Below are 22,878 nucleotides of genomic sequence, written 5' to 3'. Positions count from 1 at the left end.
TCCCCGAAGCGTGGATCATCGGGATGCCTTAGAAATCAAGTGATCTGGAGCTGATCTCAACCGTGTGTCTTGGAAACGGCCTGTTCCATCAGCGCTCGTTTGACCGTCTCGAACACCGCATCCCAGTTCTCGTCCCGGCCCTGACGGAACAGGCGCATGGATGGGTACCAAGGGGTGCGGTCGCCCTCGTAGCCGTAGATCCAGTAGGGGACATGCTGGACGAGATTCCAGATCGGCTTGCCCAGCGATCCGGCAAGGTGTGCAACCGAGCTGTCCGTCATGATGACGAGGTCGAGTTGCTCGATTACTGCCGCGGTGTCGGCGAAATCGTCGAACTGAGGGCCGAGCGCCGGGATCAGCGCGCTGGTCCCGAGTTCGGCAAGCTGCGCTTCCGGCGGCCCTTTCTGCAGGCTGTAGAACCGTGTGTTCGGCACCTCCAGGAAAGGCAGGAAACGGTCCAGCGTGGTGGCGCGCCGGGCGTTGTCGGCGAAGGTCACCCGCCCCGACCAGACGATGCCGACGCGCAGGGCGCCATCACGCGGACCCAGCAGGCGGGCCGCCTTCTCGCGCGCGGCGGTGGGGATGGTGATCGGGGTCGGGGCCGGAATCGTGTCGTAACGGGTGCCGAGCAGCCTCGGCAGGCTCATCAGCGAGGCATAGACGTCGTAAGCCGGATAGTCGGCTCCCGCCGTCACCACTTCGTCCACCGGCAGGCCGGACAGCACGGTCCGCAGTTCCGGATGGCATTCGAACAGGACGGTCCCGCCCATCGCCTTCACCAGCGAGACGTAGCGGGCGACGAGCAGGGCGTCACCGAATCCCTGCTCGGTGGATAGCAGGATGCGGCGCCCATTCAGAGGACCGCCGTCCCAAGCCGGACCGGAGGGGAGCCGGTTGCGGTAGGCCGGGATCCCCCGCCGCGCCTCGTAGAAGGCGAAGCCCTGGTCGTAGTCGCCCATCTGCAGGGCGGCGAGCGACCGTTCCCACTGCAACGACGCGTTGTCCGGCTCCAGTGCCAAGCCGCGATCAAGGGCTTCCAGAGCCTCGGCGAAGAATCCGACCTTGCGCAGGGCGATGGCAAGGTTGAACCAGGAAGTCACCGTCCCGGCGGCCAGCTCGCAGGACTGGCGGTGGGCGGCGATCCCTTCGTCGTAACGGCCCAGGTCGACCAGGGCGTTGCCCAGGTTGGACCAGATGCCGGCGTGGCCGGGCGTGAAGGAAACGCCCCGGGCGTGGCAGGCGGCCGCCGCGCTCAGCTTGCCGGCCCGGCGCAGCAGAACGCCCAGCGTGCTCCAGGCCCCACCGTCACGCGGGTTGGCGGCGAGCATCCGCTCGATCAGGGGAATGTCGATGACCGGTTGCGCCGTGCTGTCGTTGCTCATGAGCTTAGCCCTGCCGGCTGGCCGCGCAGCGTGCGGGCCAGTTCCATCGCCTTGTTGATGTCTTCGGAGGTGAGGTTGGCGGCGATGGCGTTCAGGCTCGCCGTCACCCGGTTCAACTCGTCGCCCGGCTGAAGGGCGGAGGCCGCTTGGCTGAACCACATGTAGGCGCGGATCGGATCCGGCTCGACCCCCTGCCCGTCCACATGCATCTGGCCGAGGTTGATCTGCGCCGGAACGCTGCCCTGCGCCGCCGCCTTGGTCAACCAGCGGGCCCCTTCGACCGGGTCGGCGGTGACGCCGCGCCCGTTGAGATAGAGAAGCCCGAGATTGGCCTGGGCCACCGCGTTGCCCAGATCGGCCGCCATGCGGAACCAGGTCGCGGCTTCGTTGTAGTCCTGCATCACGCCCTGGCTGTTCACGTGCATCAGGCCGAGATTGACCTGGGCCGCGACGTTGCCGGCCTTGGCCGCCTTGCGGTACCAAATCACCGCCTCGGCGTTGTCCTGGCGGCCGGCGACGCCGTTGGCGAAGATGAAGCCGAGGTTGAACTGGGCCGAGCTGTTGCCCTGCTCCGCCGCCTTGCGGAACCACTCGATGACCTTGCTGTAGTCGCGCTCGACACCCTGGCCGTTGGCGTACATCAGGCCGAGATTGACCTGCGCCGCCGAATTGCCCTGCTCGGCGGCCGCCTGGTACCAGCGCACCGCCTCGGCGTAGTCGCGCTCGACACCTTGGCCGTTGGCGTAGATCAGGCCGAGGTTGAGCTGGGCGACCACATGCCCGTGCTCGGCCGCTTGGCGATAGAGAGCGATGGCGCGGGCGGGGTCCCGCTCGACCACCTCGCCGCTGGCGTAGAGGCCGCCCAGATGGTACAGCGCGCCGGGATATTCCCGCCCGGCCGCCGCGTTCAGCCACCGCAGCCCCTCATCGACATCGCGCGGCATGCCCTGGCCGGCGATGCACAACAGGCCAAGCGCGGTCTGTGCCGGCAGCAGTCCCTGCTCCGCCGCCTTGCGGTACCAACCGATGCCCTCCTCGACATTCACCGGAATGCCGAGGCCGTTGGGATGCAGGAGGTCGAGGTTCGCCTGCGCCGCCGCCGCGTTGCGGGCACCGGCGGCGCGGTACCAGCGCACGGTCGGGTGGTCGTCGCGCGGAGCGGCCTGGCCGGACACGAGGCACAGGCCGAGCTTGAACTGAGCCTCGGCGTGATCCTGCCCGGCGGCCTTGCGCAGCCAGAAGGCGGCGTCGCCGAAATCCTGGGTGACGCCCTGGCCGGAGGCGTACATCTGGGCCAGCTGGAACTGCGCCTCGGTGTTGCCCGCCTCGGCCAGCGGCCGGAATTCGGCGAGCGCCGTGGCGAAGTCGCCCTGCGCCAAGGCGGATAGGCCGGCTTCGACGGCGCCGCTGCGGCGCGGTGCGCGGTCGGAGGGACGCAGAAGCTTGCGGATCATGGAACGGACGCTCCCGGACGCGGCGCCTTACGGCTCGCGCATGCTTTCGTTGAAACCGCGCAGCAGGGGCCGCAGGAAATAGCTGATGACGCTGCGCTCGCCGATCTTGATCTCGGCGTTGAGCGGCATGCCCGGAACGAGGTGGAAATCGGCCGGCACGTTGCGCAGGTCGACCTTGGTCAGCTCGATCCGCGCCCGGTAGTAGGAGCCCGGCGGCAGGTCGCCGTTGGGGCGGCTTTCGGTGAAGGCGTCGCCGGTGATCACCTTGACCACGCCCTCGGCCATGCCGTGCTCCTGGAAGGTATAGGCGTCGATCTTGATCTGGACCGGGTCGCCGACCGCGACGTAGCCCAGCTCGCGGGCCTGGATGTTGGCCTCGACCTCCAGCGGCGCGTCGACCGGGACCAGCTTGAAGAAGGGCTCCGCCTCCTGCACGACCGAACCGACTGACTTGGGCGCTACCTCCAGCACGACGGCATCCACCGGGGTTTCCAGCCGGACCATCGCCTGCTTCTTGCGCGCCTTGACCAACTGTTCGCTCAGGCTGTCGCGCTCGTTGCGCTTGGCGACGAGGTCCTCGATGGTCTTGCCGTCCCACTGGCGCTGGAAGACGTCGCGCTCGGCCTCGATCGATTCCCGCTCGTGGCGGTTCTCGATCAGGGCGTTCTCGGCGTTGGACAGGTTGCGCTCGATCTCGATGCGGGTGTCGCGCGCGGCCAGCGAGTTCAGGCGGCTGCCGGTCTTCGACGCCTCCAGCTCGACGCGCATGCCCTCGACCTCGCGCAGGATTTTCAGACGCGAGGCGAGATACTCGCGCTCGCGCTCGCGCGAGGTGACGTTGGCCATGGCCCGCGAGATGCGCTCGTCGTAGACGCGCATCTGGGCGCTGTACTGGGTCTGCCGCTCCTTCCAGATCGCCTCCTGGAGGAGGCCGTAGTCGAAGCGGCTGTTGGCGTCCGGCCTGTAAGGGCGGCGGGCCTGCTCGGCCTCCAGACGGGCGATGAAGGCGTCCAGGCTGGCGATGCGCGCCTCGATCTGGTCGACGTCGGCCATCGTAAAGGTCGGGTCGAGCGTGGCGAGCGCGGTGCCGGCCTTCACCACGTCGCCGACCTTGGCGTCGATGGAGCGGACGGTCGCCACCTCCAGCGGCTGGACGACGATGTTGGGAGTAATCGAGACGACCTTGCCGCGGGCGGTCACGATGCGGTCGATCGTGGCGACGCTGGCCCAGCCGATGGCGAAGACCACGAGCGTGGCGAAGACCCACAGCGTCGCCCGCGCCATGATCGGTTCGGGTTGGGTGTCGATCTCGGTCGCGTCGGACTGGAACTGGTTGATGACGCGGGCGATCTCGGCCTGCCGCTTGGCCTCCCTACGCTCCTCGACCGACTGCTTCGGGACCGTGACCGGAACCTTGGCGGTCTGGATGACGGCGAGCTTCTGGCCGCTCATGCCTCGATCCCCTTCACGTGACGGTTCTGCTGGTTCCACAGGCTCTGGTAGATGTCGCAGCGGCCGAGCAGCTCATGGTGCCGCCCCATGTCGACCGCCTTGCCGCGCTCCAGCACCATGATGGCGTGGGCGGGCACCAGCGAGGACAGGCGGTGCGAGATGATGATCAGGGTACGGCCCTGGGCGATGCTCATCAGATTGGCCTGCACGATGGCCTCGCTCTCGGCGTCGAGCGCGCTGGTCGCCTCGTCGAGGATCAGGATCGGCGGGTCGCGCAGCAGGGCGCGGGCGATGGCCAGACGCTGGCGCTGACCGCCGGACAGGTTGGCGGTGCCTTCCTCCAGCATGGTGTCGAGGCCGCGCGGCAGGCGCTCGACGAACTCGTCGGCGCCGGCCAGCCGGATGGCGCGCAGGATTTCCTCGGTCGAGGCGTTCGGCTTGCCGACCGTCATGTTCTCGCGGATGGTGCCGCGGAACAGGAAATTCTCCTGCAGCACCACGCCGATTGAGGAGCGCAGATGGTCGAGGTCGATCTCGCGCAGATCGTGGCCGTCGACCTTGATGAGTCCCTCCTGCGCCGAATGCAGCCCCTGCAGCAGCCGGGTCACCGTGGTCTTGCCCGAGCCGGAGCGGCCCATGATGCCGAAGATGGTGCCCTGCGGGATGGTGAAGGAGACGCCGTCGAGCGCCGGGGCCGAGCCGCTGGCGTAGCGGAAGCGGACGTCCTGGAACTCGACCTGCCCCTCCAGCGGGGCGCGGATGCCGCGCCCGGTGCGGCCCTGCTCGCTCGGGTGGTTCATGATGCTGCCCAGCATGTTCACCGAGAGGGAGACCTCCTGGAACTGCTGGATGAGCTGCGACATCTGGACCAGCGGACCGGTCACGCGCTGGGTGATGATGTTGAAGGCGATCAGCGCGCCGATCAGCATCTCGCCTTCCAGCACCATGTAGGCGCCGACGCTCATCACCGTGACCAGCATCAGCTTTTCCAGCGGCCCGGTCAGGGCCTGGAGGAAGAGGGCGAGCTTGGCGACGTTGAAGCGGACGCTGATGGTGCGGGCGACGCGGCTGTCCCATTCGTGGCGCTGCCGGGCATCGAGCGCCAACGACTTCACCGTCCGCATGCCCTGGATGCTTTCGACCAGGAAAGACTGCTGCCGGGCCTCGGCCTCGTAGACGTCGGTCAGGCGCCGCCGGATGATCGGCATGGTCATCGCGGCGCCGGCGCAGATCAGCAGGGTGAAGACCAGCACGATGCTGGCCAGCGTCGGGTTGTAGAAGAACATCATCGGCACGAACACCAGCAGCGACACGGTGTCGAGCAGCGAGGCGAAGACCTGGCCCGTCAGGAAGCTGCGGATGCGGTCGGTCTGGTACATGTTCTTCAGCAGCACGCCGGCCGAGCTGCGCTCGAAGAAGTCCATCGGCAGGCTGACGAGCTTGTTGAAGGTCTTGACGTTGATCCGGCTGTCGATCTTGTTCGTGGCGAACAGGATCATGAACTGGCGCAGGTAGGTGAACAGCGTCTCGAACAGCACGACGAACAGCATGCCGCCGGCCAGCATGTAGAGCGTGCCGATGCTGTGGTGCACCAGCACCTTGTCGATGATGAGCTGGATGAAGATCGGCATCGCCAGGGCCAGCATGCTCATCATGATCGAGGCGATCGCCACGTCGCGGAAGAGCCGGCGCTGCCGGATGATCTCCGGCACGAACCACAGGAAGCCGAAGGGACGATCCTCATGGTTGGCGTCGAGCTTGCGCTTGAGGAAGAGGACCGAACCGGTCCAGGCTCGGGTGAAGCGCTCCTCGTCGAGCGCCAGCAGGCCGGCATCCTCGGCCAGCGGATCCTGGACCATCACGAGGCGCGTGTTTCCGCGCTGCCCGATCCCGGTGACGGTCATGGCGTTGCCGTTCTTCAGGAAAACGACGACCGGGAAGGCGTCGTTCAACTGGAACAGGTCGTCCCAACCGAGCGTCGCCAGCTTGGCCTTCATGCCGATGTCGCGGGACATGCGCAGGATCTGCGACATCGTCGCTTCCTGGTTGCCCAGCACGTAGTCGTGGATCAGCCGTTCGGCCGATGTCTCGACCCCGCGGAGCCGGGCGACGTTCGCCAGGCAGCGAACCGTCGTGTGGGCGCAGGCAACATCCAAGCTCATTGTTCCGTCTTTCCCATTCCGGCGGCACGTCCACCAGCCGCACCGCCCACCATTGCGGGCCATGGCCCGCGCCGCGTTCCGCCGGGCCGCCTCACCCCGCTCATCGGCCGCCTGCCCCTTGCCGGGATGCGCGCCGGCCGTCAGGCGCGGGCATCATGTCCCACCACCCAAGGAAAAGCAGACCGGTCTGGAAATCCAGGGACATTTGCCGGCAGTCCGCAGGCGCCGCGCGCCGCTGACGGGACCATGCCGTCCTTGCGTCCGACATTCCGAACCACATCCGCGTTCAGGCAGGCCGCGGACAGCGAGCGGTCGGGCCATCGACAATCAGCAAACCGGACCTCTTCCTGCATGGCGTGGCGGGTGTCCATACCGGAAACCCCGCGTTCGGCGGGAAACTACCTTTTCCATCCGACCCTGTCATCTTTATCCGGTGCGGAGCCCGCAACCGGAATGTGGATGTCGGAACGGGGCGGAGCGGGCACCATGGGAGGGCCTTACCCCGCGCGCCGGCGCGCCGTCACGAAGGCGGTGGAGGCAAGGCCGCGCAACGGCGCCAATCCCGCTTCAAGGGTGCCGGACAAGGCCGGGCTGCGCAGCTTGACGTGCAGGCTGATCGGCAGCGTGAACATGCGGACGAGGTCCACCGTGTCGGCTCCGTGGCGTGCGAGCGTGCCGGTCAGGAAGGCGTCGTCGAAGCAGCGGTAGACCTCGCCGCCCGTCAGGGCGCGGGCCGCCACCAGCAGGCGGTTCGGGCTGAGCCGGCGCGGCGCGTCCAGAACCACGCCGCGGTCGGCAACCGACACCATGCCGGCGATCATGGCAGCCGGATCGGCCACATGCATCAGGACACGGGAGGAGACGGCGACATCGTGCCGCTCCCCGGAGAATTCCCGCTCCAGGTCGCGGATGTCGCCGGACCGGCAGGCGATGGTCAAGCCCTCCGCCTCCGCCTTGCGGACCAGTTGGGCGAGCATGGCGTCCGAATGGTCGAAGGCGGTCACCCGCCAGCCCAGCCGGGCGAAGGCGAGCGACAGCTTGCCGGTGCCCGCCCCGACGTCGACCACGGAGCCCGGCGCTTCGGAGCCCATGAGAAGGCGTGCCTGCCCGACGAAGCGGTCGACCTCCCAGCGATAGACGAAATCGTCCTCGCCGATGCGCCTCTGGGCGTCGAACTGTTCGGCCACATCCGGGCGGGCGTAGACCGACTTGTTGTCGATCCCCTTACCGGCGGGCATCGTCGACCAGCCGTCGGATGTGCGTGGTGACCCGTTCCATGACCTCGGTCCAGTCGTTGCGACGCACCATGCGGAAGATCCGCATGGTGGGATACCAGGGGCAATCCTCCCGCTCCCGCAGCCACCGCCAGTCCGCGAACCATTTCAACGGCATCACGATCGGGCAGCCCATGGCGCCGGCCAGATGCACGACGGAGGTGTCGCAGGTCAGGACCAGATCCATGTTGGCCATCACGGCCGTGGTGTCGAGGAAGGCGTCGGGTCCGGTGTCCATCTCCGCCGTCCAGTCGACGAGGGGCAGGGTGCCGCGCAGCCGTTCGAGCTGGTCCAGGCCATTGACCTTCTGGAGATTGTAAAGCCGCACGCCGGGGATGCGGGAGATCGGCAGGAACAGCTCCAGCGGGATCGATTTGGCGGTCTCGTTGCCTTGCCAATTGATGCCGACGCGGAACTCCGAGAGATCCATGCGGGCGCGCCACCGGGTTTTGAGCTCAGGTTCGGCGTGGATGTAGGGGACGCCGCCCGGCACCGTGTCGGGGGTGGTGCCCAGCCGGTGCATCAGGCTCATCAACGAGACGTAGCAGTCGAAATCGGGGATCGGCTCGCCATGACCGATCAGGACGTCCACGCCCGGCGCGCTGGACAGGACGCGCTTCAGGATCGGCTGGCATTCGAAGACGACACGCGCGCCCATCGCCTGCAGCACCGGCATGTAGCGGATGTACTGGAAGGAATCGCCCAGCCCCTGCTCGAAATGGACCAGAATCGTCTTGCCCTGAAGGGGCGATCCATCCCACAGCAGCTTGCCGGGGAAATCGCGCTTCCATTTCCAAACCGGCTGCTCGACCCGCCATTCGTACTCGCGGGTGCCTTCCTCGTATTTCCCGTCCATCATCTGGCAGGTGCCGAGATTTTTGTGATACTCGGCGGAGTCGGGCGCCAGCCGGACGCCGCGGCGGTAGATCGGGGCGGTGTCCTGGTGGCGGTTCTGCATCAGGATCGCAGCGCCCAGATTGTTGGTCGCCGACGCCGACGCCGGGTCGCAGGCGACGGCTTGGCGGTAGGCCAGTTCCGCCACCTCGGGATTGCCCATGCGCATCAGCAGATTGCCGAAGGAGAGCATGGCTTCGGGGTAGTCAGGGCGGACAGCGGCCAGGGCGCGGTAGGCGGCGACCGCCTCGGCCCCACGGTGCAGGTCGGTCAGGATCCCCGCCACCTGGAAAAGCGCGTCGGCATGGTTGGGATCCAACCGCAACACCTGGGTGAAGGCCTCCAGGGCTTCGTTCTGCCGTCCCAGGACGCGCAAGGTCAGCGCGTGATTCAGGAGCAGGACCGGATGGTTCGGTTGGGCGTGGGCCGCGTCGCGGAAGCAGACTTCAGCTTCGGCGTGGCGGCCAGCGTTGAACAGCGCAGCCCCTTGGTTGAAGCGCTGGACCCAGTCAACGGCGCTCGAAACGCTCTGGGGGGAGGCAGTCTGCTGGCTCACGCGCCTTGTCCATGCTGATGTTTTGGATCCGGCGCCTGTTGTAGCCAACCTGGCTTGCCGCCGCAACCGGCCCCCTTGAGGTGGACCGTGAGGGGCACTGGTACCGTCCGACGGTCAAGAGCTTCCCAAATGTAAAGGCCGGATGAAAATTCCTCAGTTCGGGCGGGCAAAAAATCCCCAGACGGTTCGTGTGCTCATGGATTGGTTTTGGGGTCGGTGGGCCTCGTTTTCGGTGGTCGGCCCCGGCGGCGTGGTGCCGGTGGCGGAGTGGTGATCGGGCGGATTCGGGTGTTTTCCGGGATCAGCTCGGCGTGACGGCGCAGGCGGTAGCTGGCGCCTTCAATCTGCACGACGACAGCGTGGTGAAGCAGGCGATCCAGCAGCGCCGAGGCGACGACGGTGCCGCCGAAGACGTCGCCCCATTCGGAAAAGCCGCGGTTGGAGGTGAGGATCATGGCACCGCGCTCGTAACGGGCGTTCACAAGCTGGAAGAACAGGTTGCCGCCGCCGGCGATGACCGGCAGGTAGCCGATCCCGTCGACGATCAGCAACTGCGGCCGGCACAGGAAGCGCAGGCGCTCACGCAGGGCTCCCTCCCGCTCGGCCTTGGCCAGCGAACCGACGATGTCGGCCAGGGTGGCGAAGTAGACCGAGCGCCCGGCTTTGACCGCTTCGCCCCCCAGCGCGATCGCTAGGTGCGTCTTGCCGCAGCCGGGCTGGCCGAGGAAGTGGACCACCTCGTGCCGGTCGACGAAGTCGAGTTGCGCCAAGGTCATGATGCGGTCGCGGTCGAGCGAGGGCTGGAAGGAGAAGTCGAAGCCGGCCAACGTCTTGATGGTGGTCAGCCGACCGATCTTCAGCGCCGCCTTGACGCGGCGGCCCTCGCGCAAGGTCAGCTCCTCGCCGAGCAGGGCGTCGATGGCCTCCAGGGCGGAGATCTCGCCGCGCTCCAGGCGGCGCAGGATGTGCTCCAGTGCCTCGAGCGCGCGCGGCATCTTCAGCCCAACCAGATACTGGCGGATGCGGTCGAGGGTGGCCGGGCCGGCGTCCAGGGTGGCGGCGGTCATTGGACGCGCTCCGGCTGGCCGGCGAGGCGGCGGCCGATGGCGTCGCAGATGGCCAGCGAGCGGGGTGTGACGGTATCGCCCGGCGGCTGCGGCACAGCGGCGGCGCCATCCCGGGGCGTCTGGCTGTTGGGCGGCGGGGGCTGGGTGCGGTGCCCGGCGGCGATGAGCCGCTGGCCGCGGCCGCCCAGCGCCGGGTGGATGGCGATGGGTGCGCCGTCCTCCAGGATGGTCACCGTGTCGGCGGTGAGTTGCACTTCCACGGCCCGCCGGCGGGTGCTGTCCGGCACGGAGTAGAGGTTACCGCCCACCGAGACCATGCCGTCGCGGGTGACCCGGCGCTCCAGGGCCAGCACGCTGGTGAAGGGGCCGGCCGGCAGGGGCTTGAGGTGTTCCTTCTCCTCGGCGAAATGCTCGACGACGACGCGCTGGGTGGTGGCGTGCAGGCGGACGTTGGCGACTTGGTCCAGCCACTGGGTGAACTGGGCGTTCAGGTCGTCGAGGTTGCGGAAGCTGCGGGCCAGGAAGAAGTCCTCGCGCACGTAGCGGAAGGGCCGCTCGACCTTGCCCTTGGTCTTGGCGCGGTAGGGCTTGCAGGCCTTGGGCAGGAAGCCATAGTGGGCGGCCAGGTCGAGGAGCTTGGCGTTGTAGGCGATGCCCTGGCCCGGCTGGTCCGGGTCCTCGGCCTCGCCGAGTACGGCGGTCTTCATGCGGTCGTAGAGGATCTGCCCGGGCACGCCGCCGAAGCCCTCGAAGGCGGCGATGTGGCAGCGGAGCACGGTCGGCAGGTCCTGGCGGGCGACGAAGCGGGCCCACATCATGCGGCTGTGGCCAAGCACCATGGAGAAGAACCAGACGACCCGTTCCGCCTCGGGCTCGTCGGTGAAGGTGGTCTTGAAAAAGGCGAAGTCGACCTGGGCCTGCTTGCCGGGCGGGGTTTCGAAGCGGCGCTCGAAGGCCGGTGCGGGTTTGGGGCGGATGGTGCACACCGCCGCCTTCAGGATCGTGTAGCCGCCTTCATAGCCCCGCTCGCGGATCTCGCGCAGCAGCCGTTTGGTGCTGAGTTCGGGGTAAGCCTACAGGCGTTCGCGCAGGTAGGTCTCGAAGGGGCTGACCAGCGTCGGACGTGGTGGCCGGGGCTTGTAGGCCGGCGGTTCGAGCCCCTTGGCGATGTATTTGCGGATGGTCTTGCGGTCATGGCCGGTGCGGCGCGCGATCGCCGACACCGACATGCCCTGGCGGGCGAGATCGAGAATCATGACGAGTTCCCCAAGTCTGACCACGCGCGCCCTCCCTCCGTCGATGGAGGGGATCATGGGCGAGCGACAGCCGCATGGCTCCGGGGCGTACGCCTCGGAGCCATGCCGTTGCGTCAGCCTGGGGATTTTTCAGCCGCCACTTCTGGGGAGTATTCAACTGGCACTGACACCAAATCCATGCTTGCTGTTTGTGGGCGCTGGATTTTGGCGCTTCCGATTTCGCGTCACCCGTTCAGGAGCTCTCTCCATATATCTGCATTCCGATGCTCTGCGCGGGCATGGAAAAAATATCGTTCCCTGAATCGGAAAATTGAATCTTGCGGCCTGAACGAATGAAAACCGAAAACAATCTACGATACATGCCAATTGTGCAGTTTAGATTTCCCTTTACATCCCAAAGGGCTTGTATGCATTCCTGATTGAAGTATGTGGAATAGTGCGAGCAATCGGCCAATGTGTCTGCCAGCATGGCTGTGCACCAAGCTTCGAATTCCCCGATGACGGGTCTTTGATCCCACAACGCTGAAGCAGGCAGGAACGGGCGCCGGATCAATTCCGTGGCGAGCGCCCGAGTTCCGATTTCAGTGATGGAGCGCAGGTGGCGCATGACCGCGTCGCGTCTTCCGGTGGCGCGCAGAGCCCGTAGATAGCTCAAGCGGACTGCGGGATGGTCTTCGATGCGTATCGCTGCCTCGGGTGTCAATCGGCTTGCAATTTCCAGCCACGCTTGCGGTTGCAGAACCTGTTGTCCAGGGAGTCCACGGGAGGGGCCTGTGGGCCCCCTGGGCAACGGACGGAGGGAAGGCTTTGGATCAGGAGCGGTTCTTGAACCGCCAGCTCTCGTTGCCGGTTTCCAGGATGTCGCAGTGATGCGTCAGCCGGTCGAGCAAAGCGGTGGTCATCTTGGCGTCGCCAGCGAACACCGTCGGCCATTGAGCGAAGCTCAAGTTGGTGGTGATCAACACCGAGGTCCGCGAGTACAACTGGCTGAGCGCGTGGAACAGCAGTTGGCCGCCCCTCTGTGAGAACGGCAGGTAGCCGAGTTCGTCCAGCACCACGAGATCAACGCGGGTCAACTGGTCAGCGAGTTTGCCCGCCTGCCCGGTTCGGGCTTCGGCCTCCAACCGGTTCACCAGGTCGATGACGTTGAAGAACCGGGCACGGGCGCCGCGGCGCACGCAGTTGGCCGTGATGGCGATGCACATGTGCGTCTTGCCGGTCCCGGTTCCCCCGATGAACACGGCGTTGCGCTGGGTTTCCAGAAAGCCGCCATCGTGCAGGTCGCGCACCAGCCCCTCGTTGAGGGGACTGGCGGTGAAGTCGAACTCGGCCAGCGTCTTGGCCAGGGGCAGCTTGGCGGCGCCGAGCTGGTAACGGATCGAGCGCGCCTGCTTCTCCGCCCGCTCCGCGGCCAGCAGATCGCCCAGGATCTGCTGGACGGTGCGCTGCCGCTTCAGCCCGTCGCCCATCACCTCGTCGTAGGCGGCACGCATGCCGGCCAAGCTGAGCTCGGCCATCAGCGCCATCAGCTCATGCCGTTCCATGGCAGCCCTCCCGCACCGCGCGCAGGCGGTCGTAGCGCCCGCAGTCGGCGGCCGGCTCGATGGACAGCGTCAACGCCGTCGGCACCGCCATGGCCGGTGCCGGTGTGACGTCGTGGTGCCGGGCGAGGATGTTCAGGATCACGTCCCGGCTGTGCGTACCGCTCGCCAGTGCCTCGCGGCAGGCGACCTCCACCGCCTCCAGGCCATCGGTGAGGATGGCGGCGAGCACGCCAACGAACTGCCGGTCAGCGTCGTCGCCGCGGCCCAGGCGGGTCCGCACCGTCGCCAGGGCTGGCGGCAAATCCCAGTCCCGGAACGGCGCCCCGTTGCGCAGCGCCCCCGGCTTGCGGACGAGAACCGGAAGGTAGTGCAGCGGATTGTACCGCGTGTGGCCGTGCCCGAAAGCTCGAGGGTGCTCGGCGACGATCGCCCCGTTGAACCACACCACGATCCGTGTCGCGTAGGCGCGGACCTGCACCGGCTTTCCGGCGGCGACCGCGGCCACGCTGTAGCGGTTGCGGTCAAAGTGGATCAGGCAGGTTTTCGAGACGCTGAGCGTGGCCTCGTGGAAGCCGTCGAAAGGATCGCTCACGGTGATCAGCGCCGGCCGCTCCGCCTGGAACACCTCCCACACCGTCCGGCTTTTATCCTCTGGATGCGACGTCTGTTGGGCCCAGACGATCACCTCGTCGTGCAGGCGTTCGTTCACCTCTTCCAGCGTCTTGGCCCGCAGCCGCGGCGTGAACAGCCGCTGGCGCAAGGTGCCGACCTGGTTCTCGACCTGGCCCTTTTCCCAGCCCGAAGCCGGGGTGCAGGCCACCGGCTCGACCAGGTAATGCGAGCACATCTGGGCGAAGCGGCGGTTGAAGCGGCGCTCTTTGCCGACAAATACGGCGTCCACCGCCGTCTTCATGTTGTCGTAGATGCCGCGCTCGCACAGGCCGCCGTAGAAGGCCGCGGCACGGGCGTGGGCGTCGAACACCATCTCCTGGGTCTGGCGCGGGTAGACCGCCACGAACGGCATGCGGCTGTGGCACAGGCGGGCATGGGCCACCTGCACCTTGGTTGTCACCCCGTCCAGGATGATCCACTCCTCCGCCCAGTCGAACTGGTACGCCTCGGCCGGGGCGAAGGTGAGCGGAACGTAGGCGTTCACCGGCCCACTCGGCGGCTGGCGCTGCTTGAAGCGCTTGATGTAGCGCCGCACCGTGTCGTAGCCGCCCTGGAACCCGGCATCCTTCAGCCGTCCGAAGAGCCCCAGGTAGTCGAGCCGGTCACGCACCGGCCGCCGCTCGTTCTCCGTGATCAGCCGTTCCAGCTCCTCCTGGAACCCGGCCAACTTCGGAAGCGGCTGGTGCTGGCGTTCGTAGCGCGGCGCCGTCTCGCCCGAACGCAGGTATTTCGTCACCGTCTCCCGCGACACCTTCAGCGACCGGGCAATGGCCCGGATGCTTTTCCCCTTCGCGTGCTCGCGTCGTATCCGTGCGATCGTCTCCACCGTCAACATCCCTGTCCGCCACCCTGTCGTCCAAACCCAGGGTCGTAGTCTGCCAGATCAGGGGTGGCTGGTTATTGGACGCCGATCACCCCTGAAACTGGCCCAGTGTTGCAGGCCGATGCACAGCGCGTACCGCTCACGCCGGCTTCGTCCTGGATGCCTTGGAACAGGCACTCCATGATCGCCGACCAGCCAAAGGCAGCGGTCTCATTCACCACTCGGACCGTGGGTCGCAATATGTCGCTATCCGCTACACCGAGCGTCTTACCGACGCCGGCGTCGAGCCGTCGGTCGGCAGCGTCGGCGACAGCTACGACAACGCCTTGGCCGAGACGATCAACGGCCTCTACAAGACCGAGGTGATCCAGCGCCGTGGGCCGTGGCGCACCCTGGAAGCCGTCGAGTTCGCCACCCTGGAATGGGTCGACTGGTTCAACCACCGGCGCCTCCTCGAACCCATCGGCAACATCCCTCCCGCCGAGGCCGAAGCGCGCTATTATGCTCAAACCGAGGACGTCGCCAGCGCGGCGTGACTCAACACAAATGGCCTCCGGGAAATTCGGCGCGGTTCAGTCTGACAGCGCACAGTCGACGATGGTCATGAGATGATCGAAGCCATTCTCGGCGACCGAGGCACGCAGCATCGCCAGTGGCTTCCGGGTTGGTTCAAAGGCCCAGACATGCCCGGACTGTCCCAACCGCGCGGCGATGGCAAGCGCGTAAACACCATGGTTGGACCCGATGTCGAAGGCCTGGGTGCCCGGTTCGACACACGTCCGGACAAATGTGATCTCGTCTTCGAACCAATCCTCAAGCTCTAAAAGAATGTAGGGTGTCATGCCACCGACATCAGCAGCGGTGACAACTTTGACCCCATCAGGGATTGTAATTGCATAAGTTTTCATTGCAGAATACTCACCCCTGGGATCGACAGAGGAAGATCATGTCACGAAGACAGGCTTCCTCGCTCTGTTCAGCACGACTGGAAGGGCGACACCTCTTTTCCAGTCACGTGTCCAGCCGCTGTCCCTCGATCAGCTCCAACAGGTAGCGGCCGTATGCGTTCTTCTTCAGCGGAGCCGCCAGTCGCTCGACCTGGGCGGTGTCGATCCAGCCTGCGTGGTAGGCGATTTCCTCCGGGCAGGCGATCTGCATGCCCTGGCGGTTCTGGATGGTGCGGACGAACTCCGCCGCTTCCAGCAGGCTGTCGTGGGTGCCGGTGTCGAACCAGCCGTAGCCGCGCCCCATCTGCTCGACCGCCAGCGTGCCGCGCTCCAGATAGGCGGCGTTGACGTCGGTGATCTCCAGCTCGCCGCGCGGCGACGGCTTGATCGAGCGGGCGATCTCCAGCACGTCGTTGTCGTAGAAATACAGCCCCGTCACCGCCCATTTGGAGCGCGGCTTGACCGGCTTCTCCTCGATCGAGACCGCACGCCCCCCCGCGTCGAACTCGACCACGCCATAGCGTTCCGGATCACGCACGGCGTAGGCGAAGACGCTGGCGCCGCTGGCCTTTTCCCCCGCCGTCTTCAGAAGCTGGGTCAGGCCGTGGCCGTAGAAGATGTTGTCGCCCAGCACCAGCGCGCAGGTGTCGTTGCCGACGAACTCCCGCCCGATGATGAAGGCCTGCGCCAACCCGTCCGGCGAGGGCTGGATCGCGTAGGTCAGGTTGATCCCCCATTGCGCCCCATCGCCCAGCATGGCCTGGAACAGGGGCTGGTCATGCGGCGTGGTGATCATCAGAATGTCGCGGATCCCGGCCAGCATCAGCGTGGTCAGCGGGAAATAGATCATCGGCTTGTCGTAGATCGGCAGCAGCTGCTTGCTGATCGCGCGGGTCACCGGGTAGAGCCGCGTGCCGGAACCGCCGGCCAGAATGATGCCCTTCATCGGATGTCCCTCACGCTTGCGGCGGGTTGGTGAAAAGCTCGTCGAGCACGCGGTCCAGGCTCTCTTCCCAGGGGGGCGTCGCGACGCCGAGGCGTTCCCGCGCCTTCGTGCAGTCGAGCCGGGAGTTGGCCGGGCGGCGCGCCGGGGTCGGGTAGTCGCTGGTCGCGATGGCGACGAGGCGTGGGCGGCGGCCGGTGCGCTCCTCCAGGCGCTGGAAGATGCGGTCGGCGAAGCCGTGCCACGTGGTGACGCCGCCGCCGGTCAGGTGATAGGTGCCCCACAGGGCGCCGCCCTCGCCGGCGGCGATGCGGGCGGCGACATGGACGATGACGGCGGCGAGATCGGCGGCCGCGGTCGGGCCGCCAGTCTGGTCGGCGACCACCCGCATCTCGTCGCGCTCGCGCCCAAAGCGCAGCATCGTCTTCACGAAATTGTTGCCGTAGGCGCTGTAGACCCAGGAGGTGCGCAGGATCAGATGGCGCACCACGCCCGTCCGCACGGCCTCCTCGCCCGCCGCCTTGCTGGCGCCGTAGACGCCGAGCGGATTGATTGGGTCCTCCTCGACGTAGGGCGCCGGCTTGGTGCCGTCGAAGACATAGTCGGTCGAGACATGGATCAGCGGAAGCCCGCGCGCGGCACAGGCCGCCGCCATCGCCGCCGGACCGTCGCGGTTGATGGCGAAGGCGAGGTCCGATTCGCTTTCCGCCTTGTCGACCGCGGTGTGGGCGGTGGCGTTGATCACCAGGTCGGGAGCGTGGGTGCTGACCGCCGCCTCCACGTCGCCCGGCCGCGTCACATCGAACTCCGGATAGGGCAGCCCGACGACCCGGGTGCCGGGCGCCCAGGCGGCGCGCATCAGCTCGAAGCCCAGCTGGCCGTTGCTGCCGAGGACCAGGACCGTCATGGGGGAGGTGGTCATGCCTGGGCTCCCGCATCCGTCAGGCCCAGCCGCTCGCCCTGGTAGGAGCCGTCGAGGATTGCCTGCCACCAGTCCCGGTTGGCGAGGTACCACGCGACGGTCTGTCGCAACCCGCTCTCGAAGGTCTCCAGCGGGCGCCAGCCGAGCTCACGCTCGATCTTGCCGGCGTCGATGGCGTAGCGCAGGTCATGGCCCGGCCGATCAGCGACGTGGGTGATCAGCCTTGCGTGGGGAGCGCCCTGCGGGTGCATCTCGTCCAGGAGCGCGCAGAGGGTGGTCACCACCTGCATGTTGGTGCGCTCGTTGTGACCACCGATGTTGTAGCTCTCACCGATCCGGCCCTTCTCCAGCACCAAGCGCAGGGCGCGGGCGTGGTCCTCGACGTAGAGCCAGTCGCGGATGTTCTCGCCCTTGCCGTAGACCGGCATCGGCTGTCCGGACAACCCTTTGAGGATCATCAGCGGGATCAGCTTCTCCGGGAAATGGTAGGGGCCGTAATTGTTGGAGCAGTTGGTCAGCACCACCGGCAGCCCATAGGTCTCGTGCCAAGCACGCACCAGATGGTCGCTCGACGCCTTGCTGGCCGAATAGGGCGAGTTGGGGCTGTAGGCCGTCGTCTCGGTGAAGAAGCCGTCGGCGCCCAGCGAGCCGAACACCTCGTCGGTGGAGATGTGATGGAAGCGGAACGCCTCGCGCTCGCCGGCCGGCCGATCCTGCCAATAAGCACGGGCGGCCTGGAGCAGTTCGTAGGTGCCGACCACGTTGGTCCGGATGAACTGGCCCGGCCCGTCGATCGAGCGGTCGACGTGGGATTCGGCGGCCAGATGCATCACCGCGTCGGGCCGGTGCTGGCGAAAGACGCGGGCCAGCTCGGCGCCGTCGCAGATATCGACCTTCTCGAAGGCATAACGCGGATGGTCCGCCCCCCCCGGGAGGGAGGAGAGGTTGGCCGCGTAGGTCAGCTTGTCGAGATTGATGACGAAGGCGTCCGTCTCCGCCAGCAGCTGGCGGACCACCGCCGAACCGATGAACCCGGCGCCGCCGGTGACGAGGATCCGCTTCATGTCATGAAAACCTTTCGCAACGCGCGGGGCGCGGTCAGAAATATGCGGGAAGATCGGCCAACCGGGGGTGCAGCCGGTCCTTGTCCGACAGCACCGGCCCGCCGGCCGGGAGCGGCCATGCGATCCCCAGCTCGGGATCATCCCAGGCCAAGCCCTTGTCGTGCGCGGGGGAGTAGTAGTTGGTCACCTTGTAGATGACCTCGGTGTCCGGTTCCAGCGTGCAGAACCCGTGCGCGAAACCGACGGGCACCAGGATCTGGTTCCAGTCGGCGGCGCTGACCACCGCGCTGACGTGCCGGCCGTAGGTCGGCGAGCCCCGGCGGAGATCCACCGCCACGTCGAAGACGGCTCCCTTCACCACCCGCAGCAGTTTGTCCTGGGCGAAGGGCGGGGTCTGGAAATGCAGGCCGCGCAGGGTTCCGGGCTCCGCCGACAGCGACTGGTTGTCCTGCACGAAGTCCAGCTCGATGCCGGCGGCCTCGAAGGCTTTCCGGTTGTAGGTCTCGGAAAAGAAGCCGCGATGGTCGCCGAACTTCCGGGGACGGATGATCTTGACGGCAGGAATGTCCAGGGAAACGACGTCCATGATCGGCGGCACTCTCGCGCTTGCGGTCGGGTGGCCCGACCATAGCCGCGCCGCGGGCATGGATCAATGGACGGGCCTTCGACCGGAGGCGGCTTCCGTCCGACCTGTCCCATTCATGTCCCGCAAAAGGCCGGAGAACGGGGTCAGGCGGTCCAGGGGTCGAAAGCGCGCACGCTCCGGCCCGCCACATCCGGCTCCATGAACAGGGTGGCGCGGCTGTTCAACTGCGCGGCCAGCAGGCTGAAGCCGCTCGCCGTGCTGACTCCCACCATGTCGGCGTGCATCAGCACATGGAAATCCTGCAGGAATTCCAGGTTCGGCCAGTCGGGAGCGACGTCGGCACGGACCACGGGCGCGAACTCCGCGAAGTCGCGCCGTACCCCGTCGATATCGTCGCTGGCGATGTAGAGCACCGGCCGCTTCAGCGTCGGCCACAGCGCGCGCAGCCAGTCGGCGTACCAAGCGGTTTCGGTGATCGGATAGTTGAACTGGACGAAGTCGCCGCGTCGGATGTGGATCGCCACCACCGTGTCGCCCATGGCGCGGAGCCGGTCGAGCGCCGGGTCGAGAAAGGGAGACCAGACGGCGCGCGGCCGCAGCCAGGACCGCACCCGCTCGCGGTATTCCGCCTTGTGCTCCAGCAGGAAGAGGGGGGAACGGAAATCGACACCCGCGGGCGGCGGTTCCGTCGCGGCGCCGGACAGATGCCGGTTCAGGGGACGGCGCGGGTAGTAGAGCGGCCGGTAGGGACGCGACGGCAGGGGATCGTCGATCTCGAAATAATAGCCGCCGACCCATTCCGGGGTTTCCAGCGCGAAACCGTGTTTCTCGGCGTAGAGCCGCACCAGCACATACTCGAGCGCGTTGTGGGCGAAGCGGCCGAGCGAGGCGAGGGTCGACGAGGTGACCGCCGGCCGGCCGGGATCGGGGCTGGATGGCCGCTCCAGCGTCGCTCCCAGGCGGGCGAGGGTCTGGCGGAGGGCGGCGATCGACTTGACGGTGAAGAAGCGTCCGCCATCGCCCCGGACGCTGCCGAGCAACGCCGCCGCGCGGTCCACCTGGCCATCGTGGAGATCGAGGTCGGCGAGCGCGGTCAGCAGCTCCCCGCGGTAGATCCGGCCGAGCGGTTCGGCGCGGATCAGGCTGGCGAACAGGACACGTCCCTCCTCCAGCCGTTTCCCCTCGACGAAGAGCCGGGCGAGCTGCTCGATGGCGGTCGGCGGGTCGGCATCCTCGGCGAGCGCGCGCTGGTACATCTCCTCCGCGTCGCGCCGGCGCCCGAGGTCGTGCAGGACCATGGCCACGCGCGTCCGCGCCGCCGGCAACCCGAGCAGCACCGACCGGCGGAAGGCGCGCAGCGCCTCCTCCAGGTCGCCGGCGGCGTGGCGGGCGTTGCCGTTGTTGTAGTGGATCTCCGCCCGGTCCGGGGACAAGGCCACGGCCCGGCGCAGGCTCGCCAGCGACCGGGCATGCTCGCCGCTCTCCACCAGGGACGTGCCGAGATTCATCCAGATGACGGCCATGTTCGGACGGGCGCGGGTCGCCTGGAGCAGGGTGGCGATCCCCTCCTCGGCGCGTTCGGCGTAGCGCAGGGCCAACCCGAGATCGTGCAGGATCTCGCCGTCGCTTGGCGTGAGGAGAGCGGCCCGGCGCAGGCTGCGGATCGCCTCGTCGCGGGCTGCGGATCCGCCTTCCCGGGTCAGGTAGCCGCCCAGCGCATGCCAAGCCGATCCGGCCTCCGGGTTCGCGGCCAGGGCGAGGCGGTAGGCCCGCCCGGCCTGCGCGTGCCGGCCGGCGGCGCGCAGGGCGTTGGCGAGGTTGATGCGGGTCGCGAGAAAGAGCGGCCGGGATTCCACCGCCCGGCCGAGCAGGGCGATCGCCTCGTCCAGTTGTCCCGCCTGGCGGGCCGCCAGCCCCCACAGATGCAGGGCGTCGGCGTTGGCGCCGTCCACCGCCAGGATCCGCTGGCAGATGACCGTGACGTCGGCGAGGCGTCCGGCCCCGAGGCACTGGACGGCGGCGGACAGGGCTTCCGCGATGGTCGCCATGGCCGGGCGCTCAGTGGCGCGGCAGGGCGGACACGCGGTCCACCATGCGCAGGATGCCCTGGGACAGCCGGACGATGGCCGGCGAGGCGATGAACAGCTCCTTCAGCATGCGTTCCTCGCCGAATTTCAGGACGAAACCGTTGGGGTTGAAGATCACCGCGATCCTGGACGTCTCGGACAGGACATGCTGGGTGCGCCCCTGGAACACCGCGTCCAGGATGGCGCGCCCGAAATCGCGGGCCTCCTCGACGTCCAGCGTGGCCAGCACCGGATCGGCCCGCTCCTCGTTGAAATGGAACACCCCTTCCAGGCGGATGTCCGTGCCGTCCGTTTCGTGCACCCCGACATGGGACAGGAACTTGCCGTCGGGAAACAGGACGGTGCGGTCGTCCATCTCGACGTTGATGACGAGACGGGAACGGGCGGCGACCGGGGGGACGGCGGGGGACAAGGCGTTCATTGGGCGAGCTCCTGCGGCCCGTTGGGTATAGACAGGGCGTGGCGGCGAAGGCAATGCTTGCCGCTGGCGGCGGCGGCCACCCGGCTGCTAGAAGAGGCGCCATGGTCAGACGTCCCTCCTCCTCCGGCGCCTTGCGCGTCCTGCTGCTGTCGCGCTACGGCCGGAAGGGGCCGAGCAGCCGGATGCGGCATGACCAGTTCCTGCCCCGTCTGGCGGCGGACGGGATCGAGGTCGAGGTCGCGCCCTTCTTCCCCGACGCCTATCTCGACGCGCTCTTCGCCGGGCGCCGCTGGCCCTTGGCGAAGGTGGCTGGCCGCTACGCCACCCGGATCGCCACCCTGCTGGGCGCCGGACGCCACGACCTGCTGTGGATCGAGAAGGAAACGCTGCCCTGGCTGCCCTATGGGGTCGAGCGCCTGCTGCTGGCGGCGGCACCGCCCTACGTCGTCGATTTCGACGACGCCTGGTTCCACCATTACGACCTGCACCGCCGCCCGCTGGTCCGCCGGCTGCTCGGCAGCAAGCTCGACCGGCTGATGCGGGGGGCGGCGCTGGTCACCGCCGGAAACGGCTACCTCGCCGAGCGGGCCGGGCGGGCCGGCGCCCGCCGGGTAGAGATCCTGCCGACCGTGGTCGATCTCGACCGTTATCCGGCGGTGCGGTCCGGTGCGGCGCCCCAGCGGAACGGACCGCTGCGCGTCGGCTGGATCGGCTCCCCGGTGACGGCACCCTACCTCGACCTTCTGGCCGAACCGCTCGCCCGGCTGGGCGCCGAGGGGCTGGTCCGCCCGGTGCTGATCGGTGCGGGCGGGGATGCCCTGCCGGGTCTCGATGCCGAGCGGATTCCCTGGAGCGAGGCGGGCGAGGTCGCGGCGCTGGAGGGGCTGGACGCCGGGGTGATGCCGCTGCTCGACAGCCCGTGGGAGCGGGGCAAGTGCGGTTACAAGCTGATCCAGTACATGGCTTGCGCCAAGCCGGCCATCGCCTCGCCGGTCGGGGTCAACCCGACCATCGTGGAGGACGGCGTCACCGGCCTGCTCGCCGACGGTCCTGCCGGCTGGGAGACCGCCCTGCGCCGGCTCGCCGTCGACCCGGCCTTGCGCCACCGGATGGGAGCGGCGGGCCGGGCCAAGATCGAACGCGCCTACTCCCTGCAAGCGGTTGCCCCCCGGCTGGCCGGCCTTCTCCGTTCCGTTGTCCCGGGAACTGTCCGGGATGCTGAGGACGGCGCGGGCTCTTGAACCGATCCGTACAGTTGATTCGTCTGCCTTTTCTTCCCAGAGCCGTTGCGGAGGATGCCGTTTCGGCCCAATGCTTGCTGGAACCCATCGGCTCTAGCGGAACAGCGGGCGGCGTGCGATGGAGAAACGGA

The 22,878-nt window shown here is 67.6% G+C and carries 18 protein-coding genes and 2 pseudogenes; 2 read left to right on the top strand and 18 right to left on the bottom strand.

The genetic code is table 11. From position 1 onward, the window contains the following. Window positions 1–56: 56 nt before the first annotated feature. The 11 genes and pseudogenes from JN22_RS08460 to istA (JN22_RS08410) all read right to left on the bottom strand — a co-directional run bounded on the left by JN22_RS08460 (window position 57) and on the right by istA (JN22_RS08410) (window position 14,548). Window positions 57–1,382 (bottom strand): tetratricopeptide repeat protein, encoded by a 1,326-nt coding sequence (locus tag JN22_RS08460; RefSeq protein ID WP_085553540.1) that lies wholly within the window; start codon window positions 1,380–1,382, stop codon window positions 57–59. Continuing rightward, window positions 1,379–2,836 (bottom strand): SEL1-like repeat protein, encoded by a 1,458-nt coding sequence (locus tag JN22_RS08455; protein ID WP_085553539.1) that lies wholly within the window; start codon window positions 2,834–2,836, stop codon window positions 1,379–1,381. The genes JN22_RS08460 and JN22_RS08455 overlap by 4 nt, the downstream gene beginning before the upstream one ends. Before the next feature lie 27 nt (window positions 2,837–2,863). Further along, complete coding sequence (locus tag JN22_RS08450; protein ID WP_085553538.1) at window positions 2,864–4,288, bottom strand: HlyD family type I secretion periplasmic adaptor subunit; 1,425 nt, start codon at window positions 4,286–4,288, stop codon at window positions 2,864–2,866. Beyond that, window positions 4,285–6,450, bottom strand: a complete 2,166-nt coding sequence (locus JN22_RS08445) for a peptidase domain-containing ABC transporter (protein ID WP_085553537.1) — start codon at window positions 6,448–6,450, stop codon at window positions 4,285–4,287. The genes JN22_RS08450 and JN22_RS08445 overlap by 4 nt, the downstream gene beginning before the upstream one ends. Window positions 6,451–6,947: 497 nt before the next feature. Then, complete coding sequence (locus tag JN22_RS08440; protein ID WP_085553536.1) at window positions 6,948–7,688, bottom strand: class I SAM-dependent methyltransferase; 741 nt, start codon at window positions 7,686–7,688, stop codon at window positions 6,948–6,950. Beyond that, the gene (locus JN22_RS08435) at window positions 7,675–9,174 is read right to left on the bottom strand and encodes a tetratricopeptide repeat protein (protein WP_085553535.1); all 1,500 of its coding nucleotides are present in this window, start codon (window positions 9,172–9,174) and stop codon (window positions 7,675–7,677) included. The genes JN22_RS08440 and JN22_RS08435 overlap by 14 nt, the downstream gene beginning before the upstream one ends. Window positions 9,175–9,368: 194 nt before the next feature. Then, window positions 9,369–10,241, bottom strand: coding sequence for an IS21-like element helper ATPase IstB (istB, locus tag JN22_RS08430; protein WP_085553534.1), 873 nt, complete (start codon window positions 10,239–10,241; stop codon window positions 9,369–9,371). Next, window positions 10,238–11,521 (bottom strand): annotated as a pseudogene (gene istA, locus JN22_RS08425) (IS21 family transposase). Before istA (JN22_RS08425) ends, istB (JN22_RS08430) begins: the two are co-directional and overlap by 4 nt. 208 nt (window positions 11,522–11,729) lie before the next feature. Beyond that, window positions 11,730–12,104, bottom strand: coding sequence for a hypothetical protein (locus JN22_RS08420; protein ID WP_143268225.1), 375 nt, complete (start codon window positions 12,102–12,104; stop codon window positions 11,730–11,732). A 205-nt stretch (window positions 12,105–12,309) separates the two neighbouring features. Next, window positions 12,310–13,041, bottom strand: a complete 732-nt coding sequence (gene istB, locus JN22_RS08415; RefSeq protein ID WP_085551984.1) for an IS21-like element helper ATPase IstB — start codon at window positions 13,039–13,041, stop codon at window positions 12,310–12,312. Next, window positions 13,028–14,548 carry an IS21 family transposase gene (gene istA / locus JN22_RS08410; protein WP_085551985.1) on the bottom strand — a complete coding sequence of 507 codons (1,521 nt, stop codon included), beginning with the start codon at window positions 14,546–14,548 and terminating at the stop codon, window positions 13,028–13,030. The genes istB (JN22_RS08415) and istA (JN22_RS08410) overlap by 14 nt, the downstream gene beginning before the upstream one ends. A gap of 113 nt (window positions 14,549–14,661) precedes the next feature. Here istA (JN22_RS08410) and JN22_RS08405 point away from each other — a divergent pair. Then, window positions 14,662–15,072 (top strand): annotated as a pseudogene (locus JN22_RS08405) (integrase core domain-containing protein); the annotation flags it as partial. Window positions 15,073–15,108: 36 nt separating this feature from the next. On the opposite strand, the gene JN22_RS08400 reads toward JN22_RS08405, so the two are convergent. The 7 genes from JN22_RS08400 to JN22_RS08370 form a co-directional block, all read right to left on the bottom strand. Then, complete coding sequence (locus JN22_RS08400) at window positions 15,109–15,378, bottom strand: FkbM family methyltransferase (protein ID WP_085553533.1); 270 nt, start codon at window positions 15,376–15,378, stop codon at window positions 15,109–15,111. Window positions 15,379–15,547: 169 nt separating this feature from the next. After that, window positions 15,548–16,429 (bottom strand): glucose-1-phosphate thymidylyltransferase RfbA, encoded by an 882-nt coding sequence (rfbA, locus tag JN22_RS08395; RefSeq protein WP_085553532.1) that lies wholly within the window; start codon window positions 16,427–16,429, stop codon window positions 15,548–15,550. Between the two features lie 10 nt (window positions 16,430–16,439). Continuing rightward, entirely contained in the window at window positions 16,440–17,348 is a 909-nt protein-coding gene (gene rfbD / locus JN22_RS08390) for a dTDP-4-dehydrorhamnose reductase (protein WP_223677633.1), read from the bottom strand. Continuing rightward, complete coding sequence (gene rfbB / locus JN22_RS08385; RefSeq protein WP_085553531.1) at window positions 17,345–18,412, bottom strand: dTDP-glucose 4,6-dehydratase; 1,068 nt, start codon at window positions 18,410–18,412, stop codon at window positions 17,345–17,347. Before rfbB ends, rfbD begins: the two co-directional genes overlap by 4 nt. Window positions 18,413–18,446: 34 nt before the next feature. Beyond that, on the bottom strand, window positions 18,447–18,998 hold the full coding sequence (gene rfbC, locus JN22_RS08380; RefSeq protein ID WP_085553530.1) for a dTDP-4-dehydrorhamnose 3,5-epimerase: 552 nt from the start codon (window positions 18,996–18,998) through the stop codon (window positions 18,447–18,449). 143 nt (window positions 18,999–19,141) lie between these two features. Further along, window positions 19,142–21,046 carry a tetratricopeptide repeat protein gene (locus JN22_RS08375; RefSeq protein WP_085553529.1) on the bottom strand — a complete coding sequence of 635 codons (1,905 nt, stop codon included), beginning with the start codon at window positions 21,044–21,046 and terminating at the stop codon, window positions 19,142–19,144. Window positions 21,047–21,056: 10 nt separating this feature from the next. After that, window positions 21,057–21,506, bottom strand: a complete 450-nt coding sequence (locus tag JN22_RS08370) for a hypothetical protein (RefSeq protein ID WP_085553528.1) — start codon at window positions 21,504–21,506, stop codon at window positions 21,057–21,059. A 101-nt stretch (window positions 21,507–21,607) separates the two neighbouring features. Between JN22_RS08370 and JN22_RS08365 the strand changes: the two genes are divergently transcribed. After that, window positions 21,608–22,747, top strand: coding sequence for a glycosyltransferase family 4 protein (locus JN22_RS08365; RefSeq protein WP_223677632.1), 1,140 nt, complete (start codon window positions 21,608–21,610; stop codon window positions 22,745–22,747). Window positions 22,748–22,878 lie beyond the last annotated feature (131 nt).

Origin of the sequence: Azospirillum agricola, assembly GCF_020005195.1 — a bacterium.
GTDB lineage: Bacteria > Pseudomonadota > Alphaproteobacteria > Azospirillales > Azospirillaceae > Azospirillum > Azospirillum agricola.
Note: the sequence above shows the minus strand (reverse complement) of the source record. Positions and strands in the feature narration are given on the sequence as shown.